18 protein-coding genes are annotated in these 16595 nt (G+C 35.6%); 9 read left to right on the top strand and 9 right to left on the bottom strand.

Features of this window, described 5'->3' with window-relative positions; all coding sequences use genetic code 11:
• Positions 1-329 precede the first annotated feature (329 nt).
• From HMPREF0693_RS00595 to HMPREF0693_RS00590, 3 genes are read left to right on the top strand one after another with little or no spacing between them, the layout of a single operon-like run.
• Positions 330-1034 (top strand): RHS repeat protein, encoded by a 705-nt coding sequence (locus HMPREF0693_RS00595; RefSeq protein ID WP_004242657.1) that lies wholly within the window; start codon positions 330-332, stop codon positions 1032-1034.
• A complete protein-coding gene (locus HMPREF0693_RS18850) occupies positions 967-1407 on the top strand; it encodes a hypothetical protein (RefSeq protein WP_004242656.1) in 441 nt (146 codons plus the stop codon). Before HMPREF0693_RS00595 ends, HMPREF0693_RS18850 begins: the two co-directional genes overlap by 68 nt.
• Positions 1380-1583 carry a hypothetical protein gene (locus tag HMPREF0693_RS00590; protein WP_004242655.1) on the top strand — a complete coding sequence of 68 codons (204 nt, stop codon included), beginning with the start codon at positions 1380-1382 and terminating at the stop codon, positions 1581-1583. The genes HMPREF0693_RS18850 and HMPREF0693_RS00590 overlap by 28 nt, the downstream gene beginning before the upstream one ends.
• 94 nt (positions 1584-1677) lie before the next feature.
• On the opposite strand, the gene HMPREF0693_RS00585 is transcribed toward HMPREF0693_RS00590, so the two are convergent.
• The 9 genes from HMPREF0693_RS00585 to HMPREF0693_RS00550 form a co-directional block, all read right to left on the bottom strand.
• Positions 1678-2214, bottom strand: a complete 537-nt coding sequence (locus tag HMPREF0693_RS00585) for a fimbrial protein (RefSeq protein ID WP_004242654.1) — start codon at positions 2212-2214, stop codon at positions 1678-1680.
• Between the two features lie 13 nt (positions 2215-2227).
• Positions 2228-2776, bottom strand: coding sequence for a hypothetical protein (locus HMPREF0693_RS00580; RefSeq protein WP_004242653.1), 549 nt, complete (start codon positions 2774-2776; stop codon positions 2228-2230).
• A gap of 10 nt (positions 2777-2786) precedes the next feature.
• On the bottom strand, positions 2787-3320 hold the full coding sequence (locus HMPREF0693_RS00575; RefSeq protein WP_004251411.1) for a spore coat protein U domain-containing protein: 534 nt from the start codon (positions 3318-3320) through the stop codon (positions 2787-2789).
• 12 nt (positions 3321-3332) lie between these two features.
• Positions 3333-4343, bottom strand: coding sequence for a fimbrial protein (locus HMPREF0693_RS00570; RefSeq protein ID WP_004251413.1), 1011 nt, complete (start codon positions 4341-4343; stop codon positions 3333-3335).
• Between the two features lie 10 nt (positions 4344-4353).
• Positions 4354-5022, bottom strand: coding sequence for a fimbrial chaperone (locus HMPREF0693_RS00565; RefSeq protein WP_004247958.1), 669 nt, complete (start codon positions 5020-5022; stop codon positions 4354-4356).
• Positions 5015-7390, bottom strand: a complete 2376-nt coding sequence (pefC, locus tag HMPREF0693_RS00560; RefSeq protein WP_017827234.1) for a PefC/AfrB family outer membrane usher protein — start codon at positions 7388-7390, stop codon at positions 5015-5017. The genes HMPREF0693_RS00565 and pefC overlap by 8 nt, the downstream gene beginning before the upstream one ends.
• 209 nt (positions 7391-7599) lie before the next feature.
• Complete coding sequence (locus HMPREF0693_RS19350) at positions 7600-7821, bottom strand: hypothetical protein (RefSeq protein ID WP_004242642.1); 222 nt, start codon at positions 7819-7821, stop codon at positions 7600-7602.
• The gene (locus tag HMPREF0693_RS19345) at positions 7818-8117 is read right to left on the bottom strand and encodes a fimbrial protein (protein WP_004242640.1); all 300 of its coding nucleotides are present in this window, start codon (positions 8115-8117) and stop codon (positions 7818-7820) included. Before HMPREF0693_RS19345 ends, HMPREF0693_RS19350 begins: the two co-directional genes overlap by 4 nt.
• Positions 8118-8166: 49 nt before the next feature.
• Positions 8167-8430, bottom strand: a complete 264-nt coding sequence (locus tag HMPREF0693_RS00550; RefSeq protein ID WP_004247955.1) for a helix-turn-helix domain-containing protein — start codon at positions 8428-8430, stop codon at positions 8167-8169.
• Positions 8431-9199: 769 nt separating this feature from the next.
• On the opposite strand from HMPREF0693_RS00550, the gene budA reads away from it, so the two are divergent.
• The 6 genes from budA to HMPREF0693_RS00520 all read left to right on the top strand — a co-directional run bounded on the left by budA (position 9200) and on the right by HMPREF0693_RS00520 (position 16595).
• Positions 9200-10036 (top strand): acetolactate decarboxylase, encoded by an 837-nt coding sequence (gene budA, locus HMPREF0693_RS00545; RefSeq protein WP_004247954.1) that lies wholly within the window; start codon positions 9200-9202, stop codon positions 10034-10036.
• Between the two features lie 64 nt (positions 10037-10100).
• Positions 10101-11780, top strand: a complete 1680-nt coding sequence (gene alsS / locus HMPREF0693_RS00540) for an acetolactate synthase AlsS (protein ID WP_004242636.1) — start codon at positions 10101-10103, stop codon at positions 11778-11780.
• A gap of 168 nt (positions 11781-11948) precedes the next feature.
• Complete coding sequence (locus tag HMPREF0693_RS00535) at positions 11949-12461, top strand: DedA family protein (RefSeq protein WP_004242635.1); 513 nt, start codon at positions 11949-11951, stop codon at positions 12459-12461.
• A gap of 405 nt (positions 12462-12866) precedes the next feature.
• Positions 12867-13901, top strand: a complete 1035-nt coding sequence (locus HMPREF0693_RS00530; RefSeq protein ID WP_004242633.1) for a TAXI family TRAP transporter solute-binding subunit — start codon at positions 12867-12869, stop codon at positions 13899-13901.
• 12 nt (positions 13902-13913) lie between these two features.
• Positions 13914-15881, top strand: a complete 1968-nt coding sequence (locus HMPREF0693_RS00525; protein ID WP_004242632.1) for a TRAP transporter permease — start codon at positions 13914-13916, stop codon at positions 15879-15881.
• Positions 15882-16595: a FadR/GntR family transcriptional regulator gene (locus HMPREF0693_RS00520; protein WP_004242631.1), complete on the top strand. Its 714-nt coding sequence runs from the start codon at positions 15882-15884 to the stop codon at positions 16593-16595.

Below are 16595 nucleotides of genomic sequence, written 5' to 3'. Positions count from 1 at the left end.
TAAACTCTACGAGACTTATCGAAAGTTTATGCTGTTTTATTTTATAAAAAATAACTTTAATATAATTTAATATCTAATTTATGCATTAAATTTGCATCCCACTCATTTAATGGGTTTTTACTTAAAAATAAAATAGATTATATATTGATAATCAAAAAATAATAAAATGCGTATATTTCAATAAAAACAATTTATTACATTTTAATCCTTATAATTTCCCATTAAATAGTTTCATTGCAATTTTTTACAACGAAAGTGCCTAATTAATACGTGTTGAGCAACAGACAAATCACCCTTATCGCCAATTTGGGTGGACTGATGCCGGTGTTATGGCGTGGCATAGCGATAAATATGGCTTACGCAGTGAATACCGCTGGGCACTTTCAGAAGATAATCTTTGGCGAGTGATTGAAAACAAAACCAGCGAAGGCGAAAGCTATCGTCTTGAATATGATGATATCAACCTCACACGAATCGCTTATTGGCACGATGGTTCAACCTCATTTTGGCAACTTAATCATGATCACCAAATTATTCATTATACCGACCGTACAGGCATTAAAACGGCGCTAATTTGGGATGAGTTTGGATTACCTTGCGGTTGTCGCAATGCGTTGGGTCATACACATCTCAGTGAATGGGACGCATTGGGCCGACTACTCAGCATAACGGATGGTAATGGTAACCAAACGCACTGGCAATATCAGAATGAACGCGAGCGCCTTATCACTGTATTTTGGCCGGATAACACAGAGTCGCGTTTAGCGTATGACAGTTTGGGGCGACTGGTTGAAGAAGCTCACTTAGGCGACCGAGTCTTCACATCCGCACCACGCACAATATTACTCGACTATGATGCGGCGGGTAACCTTGTCAAACGTGAGACCTTAACTGATCGCTACCAATATCAATGGGATAGTATGAACCGCCTATTGGTCGCCAGCAAACAGCCCAATCAACGTGGTCTTGAAATGGGTTTGCAAGCGAATCAAAGTCCATTTTACCTACGATGCACTTGGCCGCATTACTCGTGAACAAACGGGCGACGATATCGTCGAATTTAATTATGATGAACTCAATAACCTAAGCCGTCTGACGTTACCTCAAGGTGACAGCCTAAATTGGCTCTATTACGGCTCCGGACATGCCACTGCCATCAACCACCTTATTGACGGTCGCTCACAGTTAATTACTGAATTTGAACGTGACGACCTACATCGTGAAATCAGTCGAACTCAAGGAGCTCTCACCCAATATCGGCAATACGATAAACTGGGGCGAACCATTAGCACTTTCAGCTCTCGTGATAAACAACACCCGTTAAATGGCATTACCTTATGGTGTAAGTGGTTTTATGATCCCCAAGATAATCTTGCGCCATGGAAGACACCTATCGAGGTTGGGTAGAATACCTGTATGACTCAGAGCAACGTTTAAAAAAAGTCGCCAGTAGTGAAAACCTTGATACCATGCTGTTTTACGATCGCGCGGATAATCTACTTGAGCGTCCGCAATCAGAAATTGATGCTGAACACTCCCCTAGCACTAAAGACAGTTTTCTATTCATGGGGACAAAATTATAGATCTTAGCCCCAATGATAATATTACAGCAATTGCTCTGTAATATATAAAGGAAACATAATATGGCGTTCCCTTTTTGAATAAGATTAAAATAAATTACTTATATAATGCATTAATAATTATGCTACTTTTTAGTGAACCTTTTTCAACAATTTGAGATTGAGCATATGGTTTTGCAAAAAAACTAATATCAAATTGATTATTAAGATCTGCACTAAAACTTTTATTCACTCCAGATAGATTTATTGGGCTTGAGTCTGCCCATGATAAATAAATTCCTACACCAGATAAATTGGTTTTAAGTTCACCACCAATACCATTATTTAATGCACCTTGGCTACCAGGCTTAACTTTGATATCAATATGCTCAGGTTTAAAACCACTTTTTTGGCAATCAACAATAAACTGTGTTTTTACGGCTGGTTGATTACCAGCTAATAAATTACTTTCGTTGATAACATCAAAATCTACTATTTTATTAAATCCTTTTCCATTATTAATATCACAAGTGATTCTAACTACATCCAAAGAAATTGTTAATTGAGCATCAGGTAAGATTTCATCTGATAAACTTGGTTGAGGAAAATTACTTAAACAAGTAATAATAAAATACATATATATTTTTTTATTCATACAAAAACTCATATCAGATATATTTTATTTTGATAGTTATATGGGTATTTCCATTACCCAAATGAACGGACTTTCCTCCTAATGGAAGTACAACTGGTTTTATTTTAAGTTTAACTTTCATCAATGAAGCATCCGTTTTTTTAAAAAAAAGTGCCTTCCCCATTGGTACCCCTTCACCAATAGCACCTATTTGTTCATCTTCCCACGACACAAAATAGCCAAGTGTGGTATTTTTTGAACCAATATAACCCACACTACCCATGGTTAAATGAGGATTAGCAGGTTCAAAAAGTATTGTAACTCTTTGTGGCTTAATTGTGCCCGTACAATCCAAAAAGAGTGTTGAGTGCCCTTCAACTTCACCCGATAAAATAGTCGCTGTATCAACTGCTCCAAAAGTAACATTGTCAACAGTAGCGGGTAAGCATGTAGCTATTTTTACATTCATACTAAATTGCGATTGAACAGCACCGCCAATGATTGAGGTTGCATTTAACTCAGAGCCATAACAACTTCTTGTGATAAAGATTAACAGGCTGGTAAGCAATATAGATTTGCACATAGTCCCTCAACTAATTGAAAGTTAGTTTAATGTTTAACGCCGTATTTGCTGCACCAGGAGAAACAGTCTCCCCAAGAGCAACAGGTTTAACTTTGATTGGAATAGTAAAACTTTCTTGCGTTGGCTTGTTTGTTGGGGTAATTGTACTGCCATTAATAGTAATTGCTGTATCCACAGGTTTAACGGTCGAATCTCCCCACTTAAGTTGATAACCCACCGTTGAATTTAATTTAGTATTAATAATGCCATTTGCTACATCTTTAACACCATCAGCCGCCGTAAATGCTAATGTGTAATTAGTCATTTTTGTATCGCATACAATAGCCAATGATATTACCTTCTCTGCGACAGCTCCTTTTTTAATATCACCCGCGCTTTGGTCACCAAATGTCACATCACCAACCGTTGTACTGCAAGAGGCTTTCACTGTCATACTTAAATTTGAAGTGACTGTTCCACCAGTAACATTAGAGGTGAAACTTGTTGCTCCAACATAAATAGGAAATAAAATAACGCTAAACATAAAACAAGATTTTTTTACCATCGTTAACTCCATTTAATTTAACTTTATATTAATCGTTAATGCAGTATTAGCCGGCCCAGGGATTGGCTGAGTGGATAACGCAACAGGTTTTACCCTTATCGGAATAGTAAAATTATTGGTTTTTGGCTTTGTATTCGGAGCTATTGCCACATTATTAATAACTACAGCACTATTAATGGGTTTAACCGTGCTATCTGCCCAAGAAAGTTGATACCCCACAGAACTATTATCTTTAACCTTAATGATCCCTGTTGTGGCATTATTCACACCATCTTTACCAGAAAAACTGAGTGTGTATGCAGGTAATACAGCATTACACGTAAAAGAAATATTTATATTTTTTCCTGCAATAGTATTCATTTTTACGTCACTAGCGGTTTGTTCACCAAATGCGACGTCATTAACAGACACTGCACAAGAAGCATTATTTATCAACGTCATCGATGTTGGTGCACTAAGAGCAACGCTTTCCTTTTGTAACGTATTGCCCATTTGACCAATTCGAGAATAATAATTACGTTTCAACATATAGACAGGATTAATAACCGTTTTTCCTACAGGTGGCTTTTTTTGTAAATAAACAACGCCTGAATCAGTACCACCACCGGGACCTGTTAAATTGGTCCAGCCAACCCCAGATATTTTATAATCAAGAACTAGCAGCCAAGAAGAATTAGCACAACTTCCCGTTGAACGAAAACGCAAGTATCCATCTGGTGAATTTTTATCAACTGTACCAGTAGTCGGGCATAATGTTGGTGATGATCCATATTGATCAACAATATAAATATAATTTCCATTTGTATTTCCCGCCCCACTATTAGCACGTAGACATTGACCAGCAACGTTTATAGGGGCGTCTGGCGCACCAAAAGAATAAAGCTTATCTCCCACTTTTTTATTTGTAATATCTATTTGGGCTGGAAAATTATATTTGATTGACACATTCCGACATCGAGCAGCAGAAGTATCCATAGCAATAAAAAATAATAATAGCGTGAAATAAAATGATTTATTTTTCATTTTTACTTCCTTAATTAAGCTCAATAACACGTCTAGCACCATAATCATCAATAGCTTCAACGGTTACTTTACCTAACAATGGGCGCTGCACATTTACCTCACTGAAAGGTGGAAATAAACTAATAGATTGCTCAATGTCTTTTGACAAGACCAAAGGATTATTATTGACTGACACTTGAGTTAATGCAAAATAGTAAGGTGTAGGATTCTTTAAAACTGAACCACTATATGTCAGACTTTTTTCTGCATCCTCGCGTTTTTCAGCTAAAATCTTAGGGCGATAAATCAGTTTAACTTGTGTGTTTAATGCAACAGCAAGCACATTACTGTCATCGGCAGAAGAAATTGGCGGGATTTCCTGAATATTGAGCCAAAACAATGATTCCCTATCTTTAGGTAAAATATCATTTACATATAGCAAGCGGATTAATTGTTTTTCTCCTCCAGTTATTTTGAATAAATTAGGTGCAGGAATAAAGAACACTTCATTCCCATTAAGATTATCAATCCAAACTTGGCCACCATAGGTTTTATCACTATTATTCTTAACTTCTATCGCGATATTCTTGCGACCTTCATCATAAATAAAGCGAGTACCATTAAGCGTAAACGCTGAATATGCTTTAAAACAGGTTAATGACGATATGATTAAAGCAAAAACAAATACTATTCTATTCATTACATTCAATTTCCATAATTTTATGATCATTAGATTCTACTTTCTCCAAATTTAAAGTACATTTTTCACCATTAGGTGATATAACGAATAGCTTATTAGGCTTATCTAATAAATTTAATAAAAGAACCCCAGAATTTGAAACAAATCCTATATATTCATCATTTTTATTTCTAACAGCACTTCCAGCAGAAATAAAATCACCATTTTTATTTTTTATTCTTAATATATACCTTTGAATTGTTGAATATTTAAACTCGCGATAAATAATAGCTTTATCTACTGGAGTAAAATTTTGAACAGAATCAAGTAATTCAACATTATTCGGAATTTCTTCTGTATTTATTTTTAAATTATTTTCAATGTATGGTGATACCCCAACAATAGTGTTTCCTTCTTTGTCAGTTGGCGGTGAGTCATTGAATGTTATACCCTCTATATTTTTAATTTTTGCAATTGCGACAGTATCTCTTCTGACATTACTGAATAATAATCCTGTATCTGGGGTGGCTAATAAACTTCCTGAAGCATTAATAGAACTGGTAGTTTGATGGCCATTCTGAGAAATCGCATATCCCGTATTAATAATACTATGATCAATACCAAAATAAGCAGAATTAGACCAGTTATCACGATCTTTACTTGTATTGATACTATAGTTTATTTTTTCATTAATACTTCCAGAAACACCAGAATTAAAACTAGCTTTATTTTTCCTATCGTAGCTAACAGAATTTGCCCAAAAATGATTTTTATCATATAAGCTAAAGGGAATATTTATTCCAACAGAAATAATATAATTATCATGCTCATAATCGTTTAATTTTTGATAATCCGCTGATAATGAGAAATCGACAGATTTAATTGTTGTATTGTAAGTAATATTTGCGCCAACTTCATTACTAATACTATTTCTATATGTTTGCATCCAAGCAGATAAGCTAACAAAGCTACCATCAAAACTTTGGGACAATATCGTTTCATAACGCTCTTTACGATTACTGCGATGATATAAAGCATTTGAATTAAACTCATTAAAATCAACATAATCTTTACCAGTATAGCGATATGCGAGTAGCTGTAAATTAGTATTATCAGTCAATGAATTTGCATATTGTAACGAATAGCTGATACCAGACTGCCTAACTTCGGGTGCTGTTGGTGTCTGTTTTTGAAATACACTTACAGCAGTATTAGCAGTAAATGACATTGCACCAAATCGTCCAAAATCTTTACTCATTCCTAATGCTGCACTTTTATAATTATTATGCAAAATTCCCGCAGCATGAACCGTAACATTAGTTAATCCGTAGTCAAATGCACCTAGAAAAAATAAACTATTTTCTCTTTTACCTACTGTTTCTTTTTCTCCGATAGCAATGTTGTAATTTATTTCATCTGTGCGTAATAAGGAAGAAAGTGTGGCAACAGGATAATAGCGAACTGTTTTTGTCCCATCACTTTCTTCTACTGTCACTGTTATATTTCCATTACTTACTGGTGCTATATTTTTTAATTGATAAGCCCCTGCGGGAACAACTTGTGAACTTAATACATATCCATTTTGAGATATAGTAATTTTAGCATTAGAGTTTGCAACACCAGAAATAACCGGTGCATAACCTCGTTTTTCCCATGGGCGCATATCCCTTTCCGAGCGCAGTGACATTCCATAAAAAGCAAAGTTAGGTAATATTGATAAAGAGGTTATTGTTTTACCTACGGTAAAACTTCCTTGTATTGATTTAATTGCTGTGGAAACTGTTGCCTCCGATGTTTCTGTACCCGAGTTCCTTTGGTAACTACTACGAACATAAGCGACCCAACGACCTAAATTAGCATATAAATCAAAATCACCATAAATTTGTGCTTGTGAAGAACTGGTTTTAGAAATATAGCCCGAATAGTTTAATTTAATACCTGTTATCCCATAATCCCATTCCTGCCGGCGCAGAGATTCATCTAATGCAATTTGAGGAATACTAAATGTTAAAGTTTGCTTCGAATTATCAAAAATAACCTGAGCCCCAGGATAACGGCTAATATCATAACAATCGCGCTCAGGATGATAATATAATTCAAATAAATTTAATTTTATTGGAAGCGATAACTCATTAATCCAATCTTTTTTTAAACATAAATTTTCATTATCTTCTGGTGAGATAATTAATTCTTTTTTACTAATTAATTTTCGATTGAAAATAACCTCAACAATATAATGCCCAGCAGGATAATTGGTATTTTCATCAAATACACCAGCAGCTTGCAGTTGAACTCCTCCATGTAAGAAGTCCATATTTAAATCTGCGCAAACATAAAATGGACTTACTAACAAGGATAACACAAAAGCATTAATTGATTTTAAACGCATTGATATTATCCATTAATATTTTCAAATGAAATAAAGGATCAATGACCCTTTATTCCAGTCATAATGCTTATATTAAACTTTATTTATATTCACAAAAATAGAATAGATTAAAAGCACCCTAAATAGAGCATAATAATAACTATTATTAGAATAATTAAATAAAAGTAACTACATTGATAATAGACATTATAAAATTAAATAATGAAACATTATTTATAAGCTACTGCATAAGTTGCGCTTGAAATTACAGTACCCTCTGTAACAGTTTGACCTGCCGTTGCTGTCATTCTTGCTTTAAATTTCATATTACCAATTGGATCATTACCATTACCAAAATCAACACTTTGGTTATTATAAGTTACATCCTGATTAGGTGTGGTTGAATTAATCGCTGTTAATTGAATAGATACACCACCGGTAGTACCTTTCATATTAGCAAGACCTGAATTAGTAAAACCTGCACTTTGCCAACCAACTTGGCCACTGGTTTTTTCAGGCATTCATCCGTACGAGGGACTAATTCAAATTCAACATATTTACCATTGGTATCTGCAGTGGTCATTTTACCCAAATCGATTGTTGATTTAACTAAACCACCAATTTCTGTATCAATATCACACGTTTCCGACGTAACCGCACCAATAAATTGAACTTCACCGGTATTAGCTAATGTATATCCACTAAATAATGCACTGCTCATGACTAGAGGTAATAATAATTTTTTCATTTAAACTTCCCCATATATTAAATATTAATTAACAACAATTAAATCAGAATTAATACCTATCAGTTAATTCATTAAATGTTAAAAACTCACTCCATGATGAGTCCAATATCATCAGTATTTTATTAAGTAAGGTAACAGTAATATTTGTAGTTCCATTTTCATATCGAGAAATTTGTTGCTGACTAACATTCAATATGATCGCTAAATCCTGTCCTGTTAAACCTAACTCTTTCCTTTTATACTTTATAAACAACCCTGTTTTTTTATTAAAAAAATCCGACATACTAACGCTATTATTATCATCTTTTTTCATTTGTGAAAGCATTCCTTTTTCTTACTTTACCCTCTACTTAACTAAAATTTTTATTACTATATTGTCATAATTAGACTTAGTAAAAACGTTTTAATCGATCAATTAAGTGAAATGTGATAGATAAAACCTATCATAATCAAATCATCGATCGGAGATACCGATCATAAATGTAAAAAAATCAACATAATCTGTTGATATATAATGACAAATGAAAATTAACAACTTACATAATAACAACAGCAATCTTACATATATAGATACATTTCTGTTTACCTGGAATTAAAAGTTACATTTTGTAACACTTTTATCCTTCTTGATAACTCTAACTTCCTCCTAAATAATAATTATTAAAATTAATCTTTTTTTAAATTTTAAGAAAATTAATTTTATTATTTATAACTAAAAATATATTTCTAATAAATCACAATGAAAATAAAAAACTATTAATATCCATTTTCTTTAAATTCTTCTTTAATTTCCTTGTGATTACTCATAATCGCTCAAAATAATTACATTAATTTATAGTTTCCCATAGAAACAAACAAAGCAACCTCATCAATAACATTGATATTTTTTTAATTTTTTTTTAATAAAGTTACACGTAAAATTAAATTTATAAAAAACAATAAAATAGCTTTAATCTCACTCTCTATGATTATCACATCTTTTTTGATATCAATTAAAACATTTGAAAATCTTACCTATAGGGCTAATAATGAAATTGATAGTTGATGAATGTCTATCTAAATAAATAAGGATCTGCTTCATTATGAAAACTAGCTTTAACCATATCGAGCGAGATAATAGTGATATCACCCATAACCATAAAAATACTCATAGTTCCTGCAACTGCACCCAAGAAATAATAACTTCTTTAAATCATTATATTAATAAACATCCAGAATGTACTATCTACCAAAATTCTTTAATGAGTAGTCTTATTGCTGGTGTTTATGATAGTGATGTTACTATTGCTGATTTATTAAAGCATGGTGATTTTGGTTTAGGTACTTTTAATCATCTTGATGGCGAATTGGTCGCCTTTGATAGTAACGTTTTTCAATTACGTTCAGATGGCAGTGCGCGAGAAGCCCGTCCAGATCAAGGCTCGCCTTTTGCTGTAATGACATTCTTTAAACCTGATATTACACATCAGTTTTCGGCTCCTGTCTCCCAACAACAGGTTCACAATATTATTAACCAATATGTCCCTTCCGATAATCTATTTTGTGCCATCAAAATTGAAGGCGAATTTGAATTAGTTAAAACACGTACAGTGCCACGTCAAGAGCCTCCTTATGTGCCCATGCTAGAAGCCATTGAAAATCAGCCTATTTTTACCTTTCACGATGAAATGGGTATTATTGCCGGCTTTCGTTCCCCGCAATTTACTCAAGGCCTTAATGTTGCTGGATTTCATGAGCATTATATTAATCACCAACGTGAAGGTGGTGGCCATGTACTTGATTATCAATTAAAAAAAGGCACCCTACAAATCGGTGTTATCTCTCGTTTTACTATTGACTTACCTCATCAATCAACATTCTTAGAAGCTAATTTAATGCCCGATGACCTTCATCAGGCAATAGAACAAGCCGAAAACTGAAAGTAATCATTCCTAAAGGTCATTCTGTTTTTATTCATTCACTTGCAAACTTAAAGAAGGTTTTATGAACTCTCATCATTGGAATTGCGGTGCTGACTTGGTGGTTAAGCAATTAGAACAACATGGTGTTAAACAAGTTTTTGGGATCCCCGGAGCCAAAATTGACCGTGTTTTTGATTCTTTGGTTGATTCAACAATTAAAACTATTGTTGTGCGTCACGAAGCCAATGCAGCTTTTATGGCGGGTGCGGTAGGACGTTTAACCGGTAAAGCGGGTGTGGCGATAGCCACTTCTGGTCCCGGTTGTTCTAATCTAGCAACGGGCATTGCGACAGCTACATCAGAAGGTGATCCTCTAGTTGCCTTAGGAGGCTCAGTTAAATCTACGGATAGACTTAAACTGGTTCATCAAAGTATGGACACAGTAACAATGTTTAACCCAATCACTAAGTTTTGCGCTGAAGTTGATTCTTCACAATCAATTTCAGAGACGTTAGCCAATGCTTTTCGTCATGCGGAGTCAGGTCGTCCCGGCTCGGCTTTTTTAACCTTTCCAATGGATATACTCAATAATGAGGTAGATAGCCCGTTATTAACACCTAAATCCAAACCTAATTTAGGTGCCGCGAGTGATAGTGCAATTCAAGAAGCGATCAGCTTATTATTACAAGCGAAAAACCCTGTGATATTAATAGGGCTTCAAGCCAACGATCCAGAAAATGCTCTTGCCTTACAGAATTTTCTTGATATTTTTCCTGTTCCTATTGTAGGTACTTATCAATCTGCCGGGGCTATTGCTCATCGCCATTTTCCACTCTTTGCCGGACGAATTGGCTTATTTAATAATCAGCCAGGGGATGAATTACTGGCACACGCTGATTTAGTTATCACTTTAGGTTATAGCCCGATTGAGTATGAACCTTCCTTATGGAACAGTCATAATGCCAATATTATCCATATTGATGAGATCCAAGCTGAAATCGATTTAGCTTACTGCCCTGCCTTAGAATTAACAGGCAATATTAAATTAACACTGGATAAGTTAACGCAACAATTAACTCACCAGCCTAATTCAAAATTACAATTATCTAATCAGAGCCAAGGAATACTAGAGAAAATACGTCAGCAAAGGGAAATTTTGCAACAAAATAGTTATTTTAGACAAGGCACACCTATTCATCCTTTAACTATCATACATGAAATGCAAGATATCATTGATAACGATGTCACTCTTTGTATTGATATGGGGAGTTTTCATATTTGGCTTGCACGTTACCTTTATAGTTTTAGAGCGAGACAAATGCTAATTTCTAATGGCCAACAAACCATGGGAGTTGCATTACCTTGGGGAATAGGCGCTTCTTTTGTACGTCCTTGCGATAAAATTATCTCTGTTTCTGGTGATGGGGGATTTATGCAATCTTCAATGGAGCTAGAAACCGCAGTTCGTCTTAATACCAATATATTGCATATTATCTGGGTTGATAATGCTTATAATATGGTGGAGATGCAAGAAGAGGTAAAATATGGCCGTCCTTCTGGCGTAAAATTTGGTCCCATTGATTTTAAACGCTATGCAGAATCTTTTGGTGCTAAAGGATTTTCTGTTGAGTGCGCATCTCAACTTCGTGAAACCTTACGTAAAGCGATAGCTGTTGATGGTCCTGCTGTGTTAGCCATTCCTGTTGATTATCGTGATAACGATAAATTAATGAAGCACATTAATTATAATTTAATTATTTAGTAATAAGCCCCTCCAGTTAACGGATTAGTCATTAAAATGGAGGGGCATTTTATTTACAAGCTCTTGACTTACTTTTTCTGACCATTAAATTTTGCTAGGCTAACGGACAGTCTGGTATAAAGATGCACTCTATACTAAAGGGGCAAAATATTATCAAAGGAGAATAAAATGGAGATACTCCATTCAATGCTTGACACATTAAGTCATGTTTCTCCTATCGCTTTATTTTTTACTATTACCCTACTCACTGCGGGAAAATCTACTATTGGTATTTCATCCTTTTTACCTCCCGCATCGTTAATGCTGATCTTAATATTTGGGGTTTGCTTGCCCTTCCATTCGCCTATTTTACTTTGGTTAGCAACTAGTTTAGGTGCCTTATTAGGATCTATAGCGAGTTATCAGTTAGGACGTTCCATTTATTATTTCCCTCGCTTAAATAAATGGGTTACCCGCTATCAAACAAAGATCTTACGTATACAACAACTGTTAAAAAATAAAGCATTCTTTATTCTTTTTATTTCACGCTTTTTAGCTGTGTTTCGCTACCTTACGCCTTTTAGCGCAGGTTTATTAAAACTCCCCATTTATGGTATTTATCTAACAAGTGCTGTTTCAGCCTTAGTGTGGTCAGGAGTATTTATTTTAATAGCCAATGGCGTAATCTCCATCTCATTATAAAATAATAATTTTTAATTATTTATTATCTTTAATTGACTAATTTTGATATTTATTTGTTAGCCATACCCGTTAATTATTGTTTTCTCGCCCCTCTCTGCTCTTATTTATTCCTTTAATGTAAATAGTTATTTATTTTAGAAAATCTATTATTAATTTATTTTTTAGTGAATTATTTTTCAAATACCCCAAGTTATCGATATTTTCTCTGTCTTCTTGATAAAAACCCCTTGATTATGGATATAATTTACATAATTACCATCATGATCACAATTTGTTACATTCACGTATCAAATTAATCAACCCAGTTCACAATTTCGTAACCTTCCTTTACCTATAAAAGTTGTCATGTTGTATACAAGTTGATGTGAAATATTCACCTGCGTTTTTATGTACAGGAACAACATCATGAGAATAAGAAAAACAAAGCTTGCCATCGGTATTGTTGCTGTTATTGCTGTTGTATCACTAGCAATGATCGGCAAAAAAGAGAATGCCAATAAGCAATTTCTCTCTGTAGCAACGGCCTCAACAGGAGGAACTTATTACCCGATGGGAGTCGGTTTAGCCAATGTTTGGAGCACCCACCTCAAGGATAGAGGAATACAAGTCACAGGGCAGTCCTCTGCTGGCTCAATTGAAAATATCTATTTAATGCAACAAAACGAAGCTCAGCTTTCTATTCTACAAAGTCTATTAGCTGTGGAAGCTTACGAAGGTGTACGTAATTTTGAAGGCAAACCTGAAAAAAATCTACGTTCTATATCAATGCTTTGGCCAAATGTAGAGCACTTTGTCTTAATGAATGACAAAGTAAAAACAGGAACATTGGATGATATTCGTGCCACCAGCTTCTCTGTCGGGCCACAAGCCAGTGGCACTGAACAATCGACCATTATCATTCTTAAAGGTGTGAATTTAACTAAAAAAGAGATCACTCCTGAATATCTTGGTTATGGAGATACTGTTTCAGCAATGCGTGATGGACGCCTTGATGGGGGGGCATTACCTGCGGGTGTTCCCGCCTCTGCGGTTACCGATATGTATGCCAGTGGTGTTAATGCCAAATTACTTGAAGTGACTGATAAGCAACTTGATGATATTAATCATATTGCTAACTCTTGGTTTCGCTTTGAAATACCAGCAAATACCTACCCTCGCCAAGCAGAAAAAGTAAACACCATTGCACAACCTAATATCTTAATGACAACCACAAGTATTGATGACCAGTTAGTTTATGAATTGACTAAAACCATGTTTGAAAACTTACCAGAAGTTCATCAAGTACATAGTGCTGCAAAATACATCACCACCGAAAATGCGTTAAAAGGTGTTTCTGTGCCATTACACCTTGGAGCTTATCGTTATTACAAAGAAATTGGATTAGATATCCCTGACTATTTAATTCCACCTGAAGCTCAAACGCAAACTAATAATAAATAACAGGAGTGAGTTATGACTAATAATGACCACCTAACTCCGGTAGAGCCACCAGCATTAGATAAAGAAGCTAGCTCAGGCACTCGTCACCTTACCGGTATCTATTTAAAAATCACCACCACGCTGGCGATATTCATTTCGTTGTATGCTATTTACTCTAATGCCTTATCCAACACCCAAGAGTTTTATCGTAATACTATTTTTCTTAGTGGTATTTTGATCCTTGGTTTTATTTTATTTCCATTCTCTAAACGATTTTCTACCGCAAAATTTAATGGCTGGGATTATCTTTTTATCGCTTTAACATTAATCAGCTATGGCTATTTTTTCTTTAACTATGTTGATCTCCATGTGGTAAGAAAAAGTATTCCCAACACAATGGATTATGCGATGGCAATTCTTGGCATTATTGTTCTTTTTGAAGCAGCAAGAAGAACAACGGGCTATTTTATTCCTAGCCTAGCCACATTCGCCATTATCTATGCCCTATTTGGCCAATACTTTATGGGTATTTTTGGTCATGCAGGATTTTCTGTAGAGAGACTGTTATATCGTTTATTTATGACCAGTGAAGGTATTTTTGGTATTACACTCTCTACTGCCTCTACCGCTATCGTGGTATTTATTTTATTCGGTTCGTTTTTAAGTGTTAGTGGTGCCACAGCACTATTTAATGATTTAGCGCTAGCCATGGCGGGACGTCGCCGTGGGGGGCCTGCTCAAGTTGCCGTCATTTCATCAGCATTAACAGGTTCATTAAGTGGTAGCGCGGTCGCCAACGTAGCCACTACGGGAACCTTTACCATTCCATTAATGAAAAACATTGGCTTAACATCACGTTTTGCGGGTGCCGTTGAAGCTACTGCATCTACAGGTGGAATGATCATGCCACCAATTATGGGTGCGGCAGCTTTTATTATGGCGGGCTTTTTGGGAATTTCTTATACCACGATTGTTATTGCCGCGATTATTCCTGCGTTGCTCTATTACGCGGCCTTGATCATGGCAATTGATATTGAAGCGAAAAAACAAGGTTTAAAAGGACTTAGCAAAGAGAATATTCCACAAGTTAAAGCGGTATTAAAAGCACGCGGTTTATTACTATTACCTTTAATTATTGTAATTGGCACGCTATTAATGGGTAAAACTCCTATTTATGCGGGTTTTCTTGGTATTTTAACCATTATTGTTGCCAGCTGGCTAACACCTGATAAAACGGTACGAATGACATTAACTAAAGTGGCTGATGCTTTAGCAGAAGCGGCTCGTGGCTCGGTACAAGTGACTATCGCTTGTGCTGCCATTGGTGTGATTATTTGTGTTGTTACCATGACCGGTATCGGTGCGACCTTAGCATTTAATATTGTCTCTATGACTGACAATACATTATGGATGATCTTACTGGTTGTGATGTTAGTCTGTATTGTATTAAGTATGGGCTTACCATCAACTGCTCTATATATCGTGGTTGCCGTTACAGTGTCACCTATTTTAATTAAAGCCGGTGTGATGCCTTTAGCGGCTCATTTCTTTGTCTTCTGGTTTGGCGCGTTATCCAATATTACTCCTCCGGTCGCCCTAGCAAGCTATACGGCAGCAAGTATTGCGAGAGCCGATCCGATGCAAACTTCATGGGATGCGGTACGTTTAGCACTCCCTGGTTTTATTATTCCTTTTATTTTAGTTTATAACCCTGCATTACTGATGCAAGGTGATAATTTAAGTGTTATCTCTATCGGGTTAATGGTCATTAGTGCATTAGTGGGAATTTATGCACTAAGTATTGCCACTGCGAATTTTTGGATAATCAAAACAACATGGTTTGAACGTATCGCCTTTGCAGCGGCCGCTATTTTAATGATTAAGCCCGGACTATATACCGATTTATTAGGTATGGCGTTGATCTTACTTACTGGCGCTTTCCATCTGTTGCGCTCTAAAAAACAGCTGGTCAATGTAGGGCAAGTATCTGGAGAAAACTAGATGATAAAAAAGATCTCACGCCAAAAAGCGTCGCAACAAATTCTTGATCAAATTAAGCAAAATATTTATGACGGGACCTATCCTATTGGTGAAAAACTACCGTCTGAAAATGTACTCGCTGACGCCTTTGGCGTTAGCAGAGTTCCCATCAGAGAAGCATTAGGGGTATTAGAAGCGAGTGGCATTATTACGTCACGCCAAGGAGGCGGTAGACGCGTTATTGACCACTCTATCTTGAGTAAATACGAACCTATTGTGATGGAAATTGCTTGTCCTCAAGAAATTGAATCACTGCTTGAAATGCGTGAGGTCATTGAACATGAAGCGGCAGCCATTGCCGCTTTACGTCGAACACCAGAAGAATTGCTGACGATAGAGCAAGCACATCAGGCCTTTATCTTAGCCACGCAGAAAAACAACAACATTGGTCATCAAGAAGATTATCAATTTCATCGTGCCATTATGGTTGCTTCACATAATCCTTTTTTCGTGCGCATCCTCGATAACTTACATGAGCTTTATCTTGGCGTATTGATGTATTCCTTAAGCCAAAATAAAGGACGTATTGCCGAAACTGAGCGTGTTATTGCAGAGCATGAAGCTATTGTTGAAGCAATAAGACAACAAGATAGTGATGAAACTAGCCACAAAATGCGTCTTCATTTAGCCAATGTACGTGGAAAGTTAAAGCGCTTACAACAAGAAAAAAATTAA

Source organism: Proteus mirabilis ATCC 29906 (assembly GCF_000160755.1).
In the GTDB taxonomy this organism is placed as follows: Bacteria; Pseudomonadota; Gammaproteobacteria; order Enterobacterales; family Enterobacteriaceae; genus Proteus; species Proteus mirabilis.
The sequence above is the reverse complement of the archived record's forward strand: the minus strand, read 5'-3'. Positions and strand labels throughout refer to the sequence as shown.

Excerpts from the sequence above, each read along its gene's own strand:
- alsS (WP_004242636.1), top strand. The coding sequence starts at position 10,101 with ATGAACTCTCATCATTGGAATTGCGGTGCTGACTTGGTGGTTAAGCAA.
- HMPREF0693_RS19345 (WP_004242640.1), bottom strand. The coding sequence starts at position 8,117 with ATGAAAAAATTATTATTACCTCTAGTCATGAGCAGTGCATTATTTAGT.
- HMPREF0693_RS00575 (WP_004251411.1), bottom strand. The coding sequence starts at position 3,320 with ATGGTAAAAAAATCTTGTTTTATGTTTAGCGTTATTTTATTTCCTATT.
- HMPREF0693_RS00520 (WP_004242631.1), top strand. The coding sequence starts at position 15,882 with ATGATAAAAAAGATCTCACGCCAAAAAGCGTCGCAACAAATTCTTGAT.
- HMPREF0693_RS00595 (WP_004242657.1), top strand. The coding sequence starts at position 330 with ATGGCGTGGCATAGCGATAAATATGGCTTACGCAGTGAATACCGCTGG.
- HMPREF0693_RS00530 (WP_004242633.1), top strand. The coding sequence starts at position 12,867 with ATGAGAATAAGAAAAACAAAGCTTGCCATCGGTATTGTTGCTGTTATT.
- HMPREF0693_RS19350 (WP_004242642.1), bottom strand. The coding sequence starts at position 7,821 with ATGAAAGGTACTACCGGTGGTGTATCTATTCAATTAACAGCGATTAAT.
- HMPREF0693_RS00580 (WP_004242653.1), bottom strand. The coding sequence starts at position 2,776 with ATGTGCAAATCTATATTGCTTACCAGCCTGTTAATCTTTATCACAAGA.
- HMPREF0693_RS00585 (WP_004242654.1), bottom strand. The coding sequence starts at position 2,214 with ATGAATAAAAAAATATATATGTATTTTATTATTACTTGTTTAAGTAAT.
- budA (WP_004247954.1), top strand. The coding sequence starts at position 9,200 with ATGAAAACTAGCTTTAACCATATCGAGCGAGATAATAGTGATATCACC.
- HMPREF0693_RS00570 (WP_004251413.1), bottom strand. The coding sequence starts at position 4,343 with ATGAAAAATAAATCATTTTATTTCACGCTATTATTATTTTTTATTGCT.
- HMPREF0693_RS00565 (WP_004247958.1), bottom strand. The coding sequence starts at position 5,022 with ATGAATAGAATAGTATTTGTTTTTGCTTTAATCATATCGTCATTAACC.
- HMPREF0693_RS00550 (WP_004247955.1), bottom strand. The coding sequence starts at position 8,430 with ATGAAAAAAGATGATAATAATAGCGTTAGTATGTCGGATTTTTTTAAT.
- HMPREF0693_RS00590 (WP_004242655.1), top strand. The coding sequence starts at position 1,380 with ATGGAAGACACCTATCGAGGTTGGGTAGAATACCTGTATGACTCAGAG.
- pefC (WP_017827234.1), bottom strand. The coding sequence starts at position 7,390 with ATGCGTTTAAAATCAATTAATGCTTTTGTGTTATCCTTGTTAGTAAGT.
- HMPREF0693_RS00525 (WP_004242632.1), top strand. The coding sequence starts at position 13,914 with ATGACTAATAATGACCACCTAACTCCGGTAGAGCCACCAGCATTAGAT.
- HMPREF0693_RS00535 (WP_004242635.1), top strand. The coding sequence starts at position 11,949 with ATGGAGATACTCCATTCAATGCTTGACACATTAAGTCATGTTTCTCCT.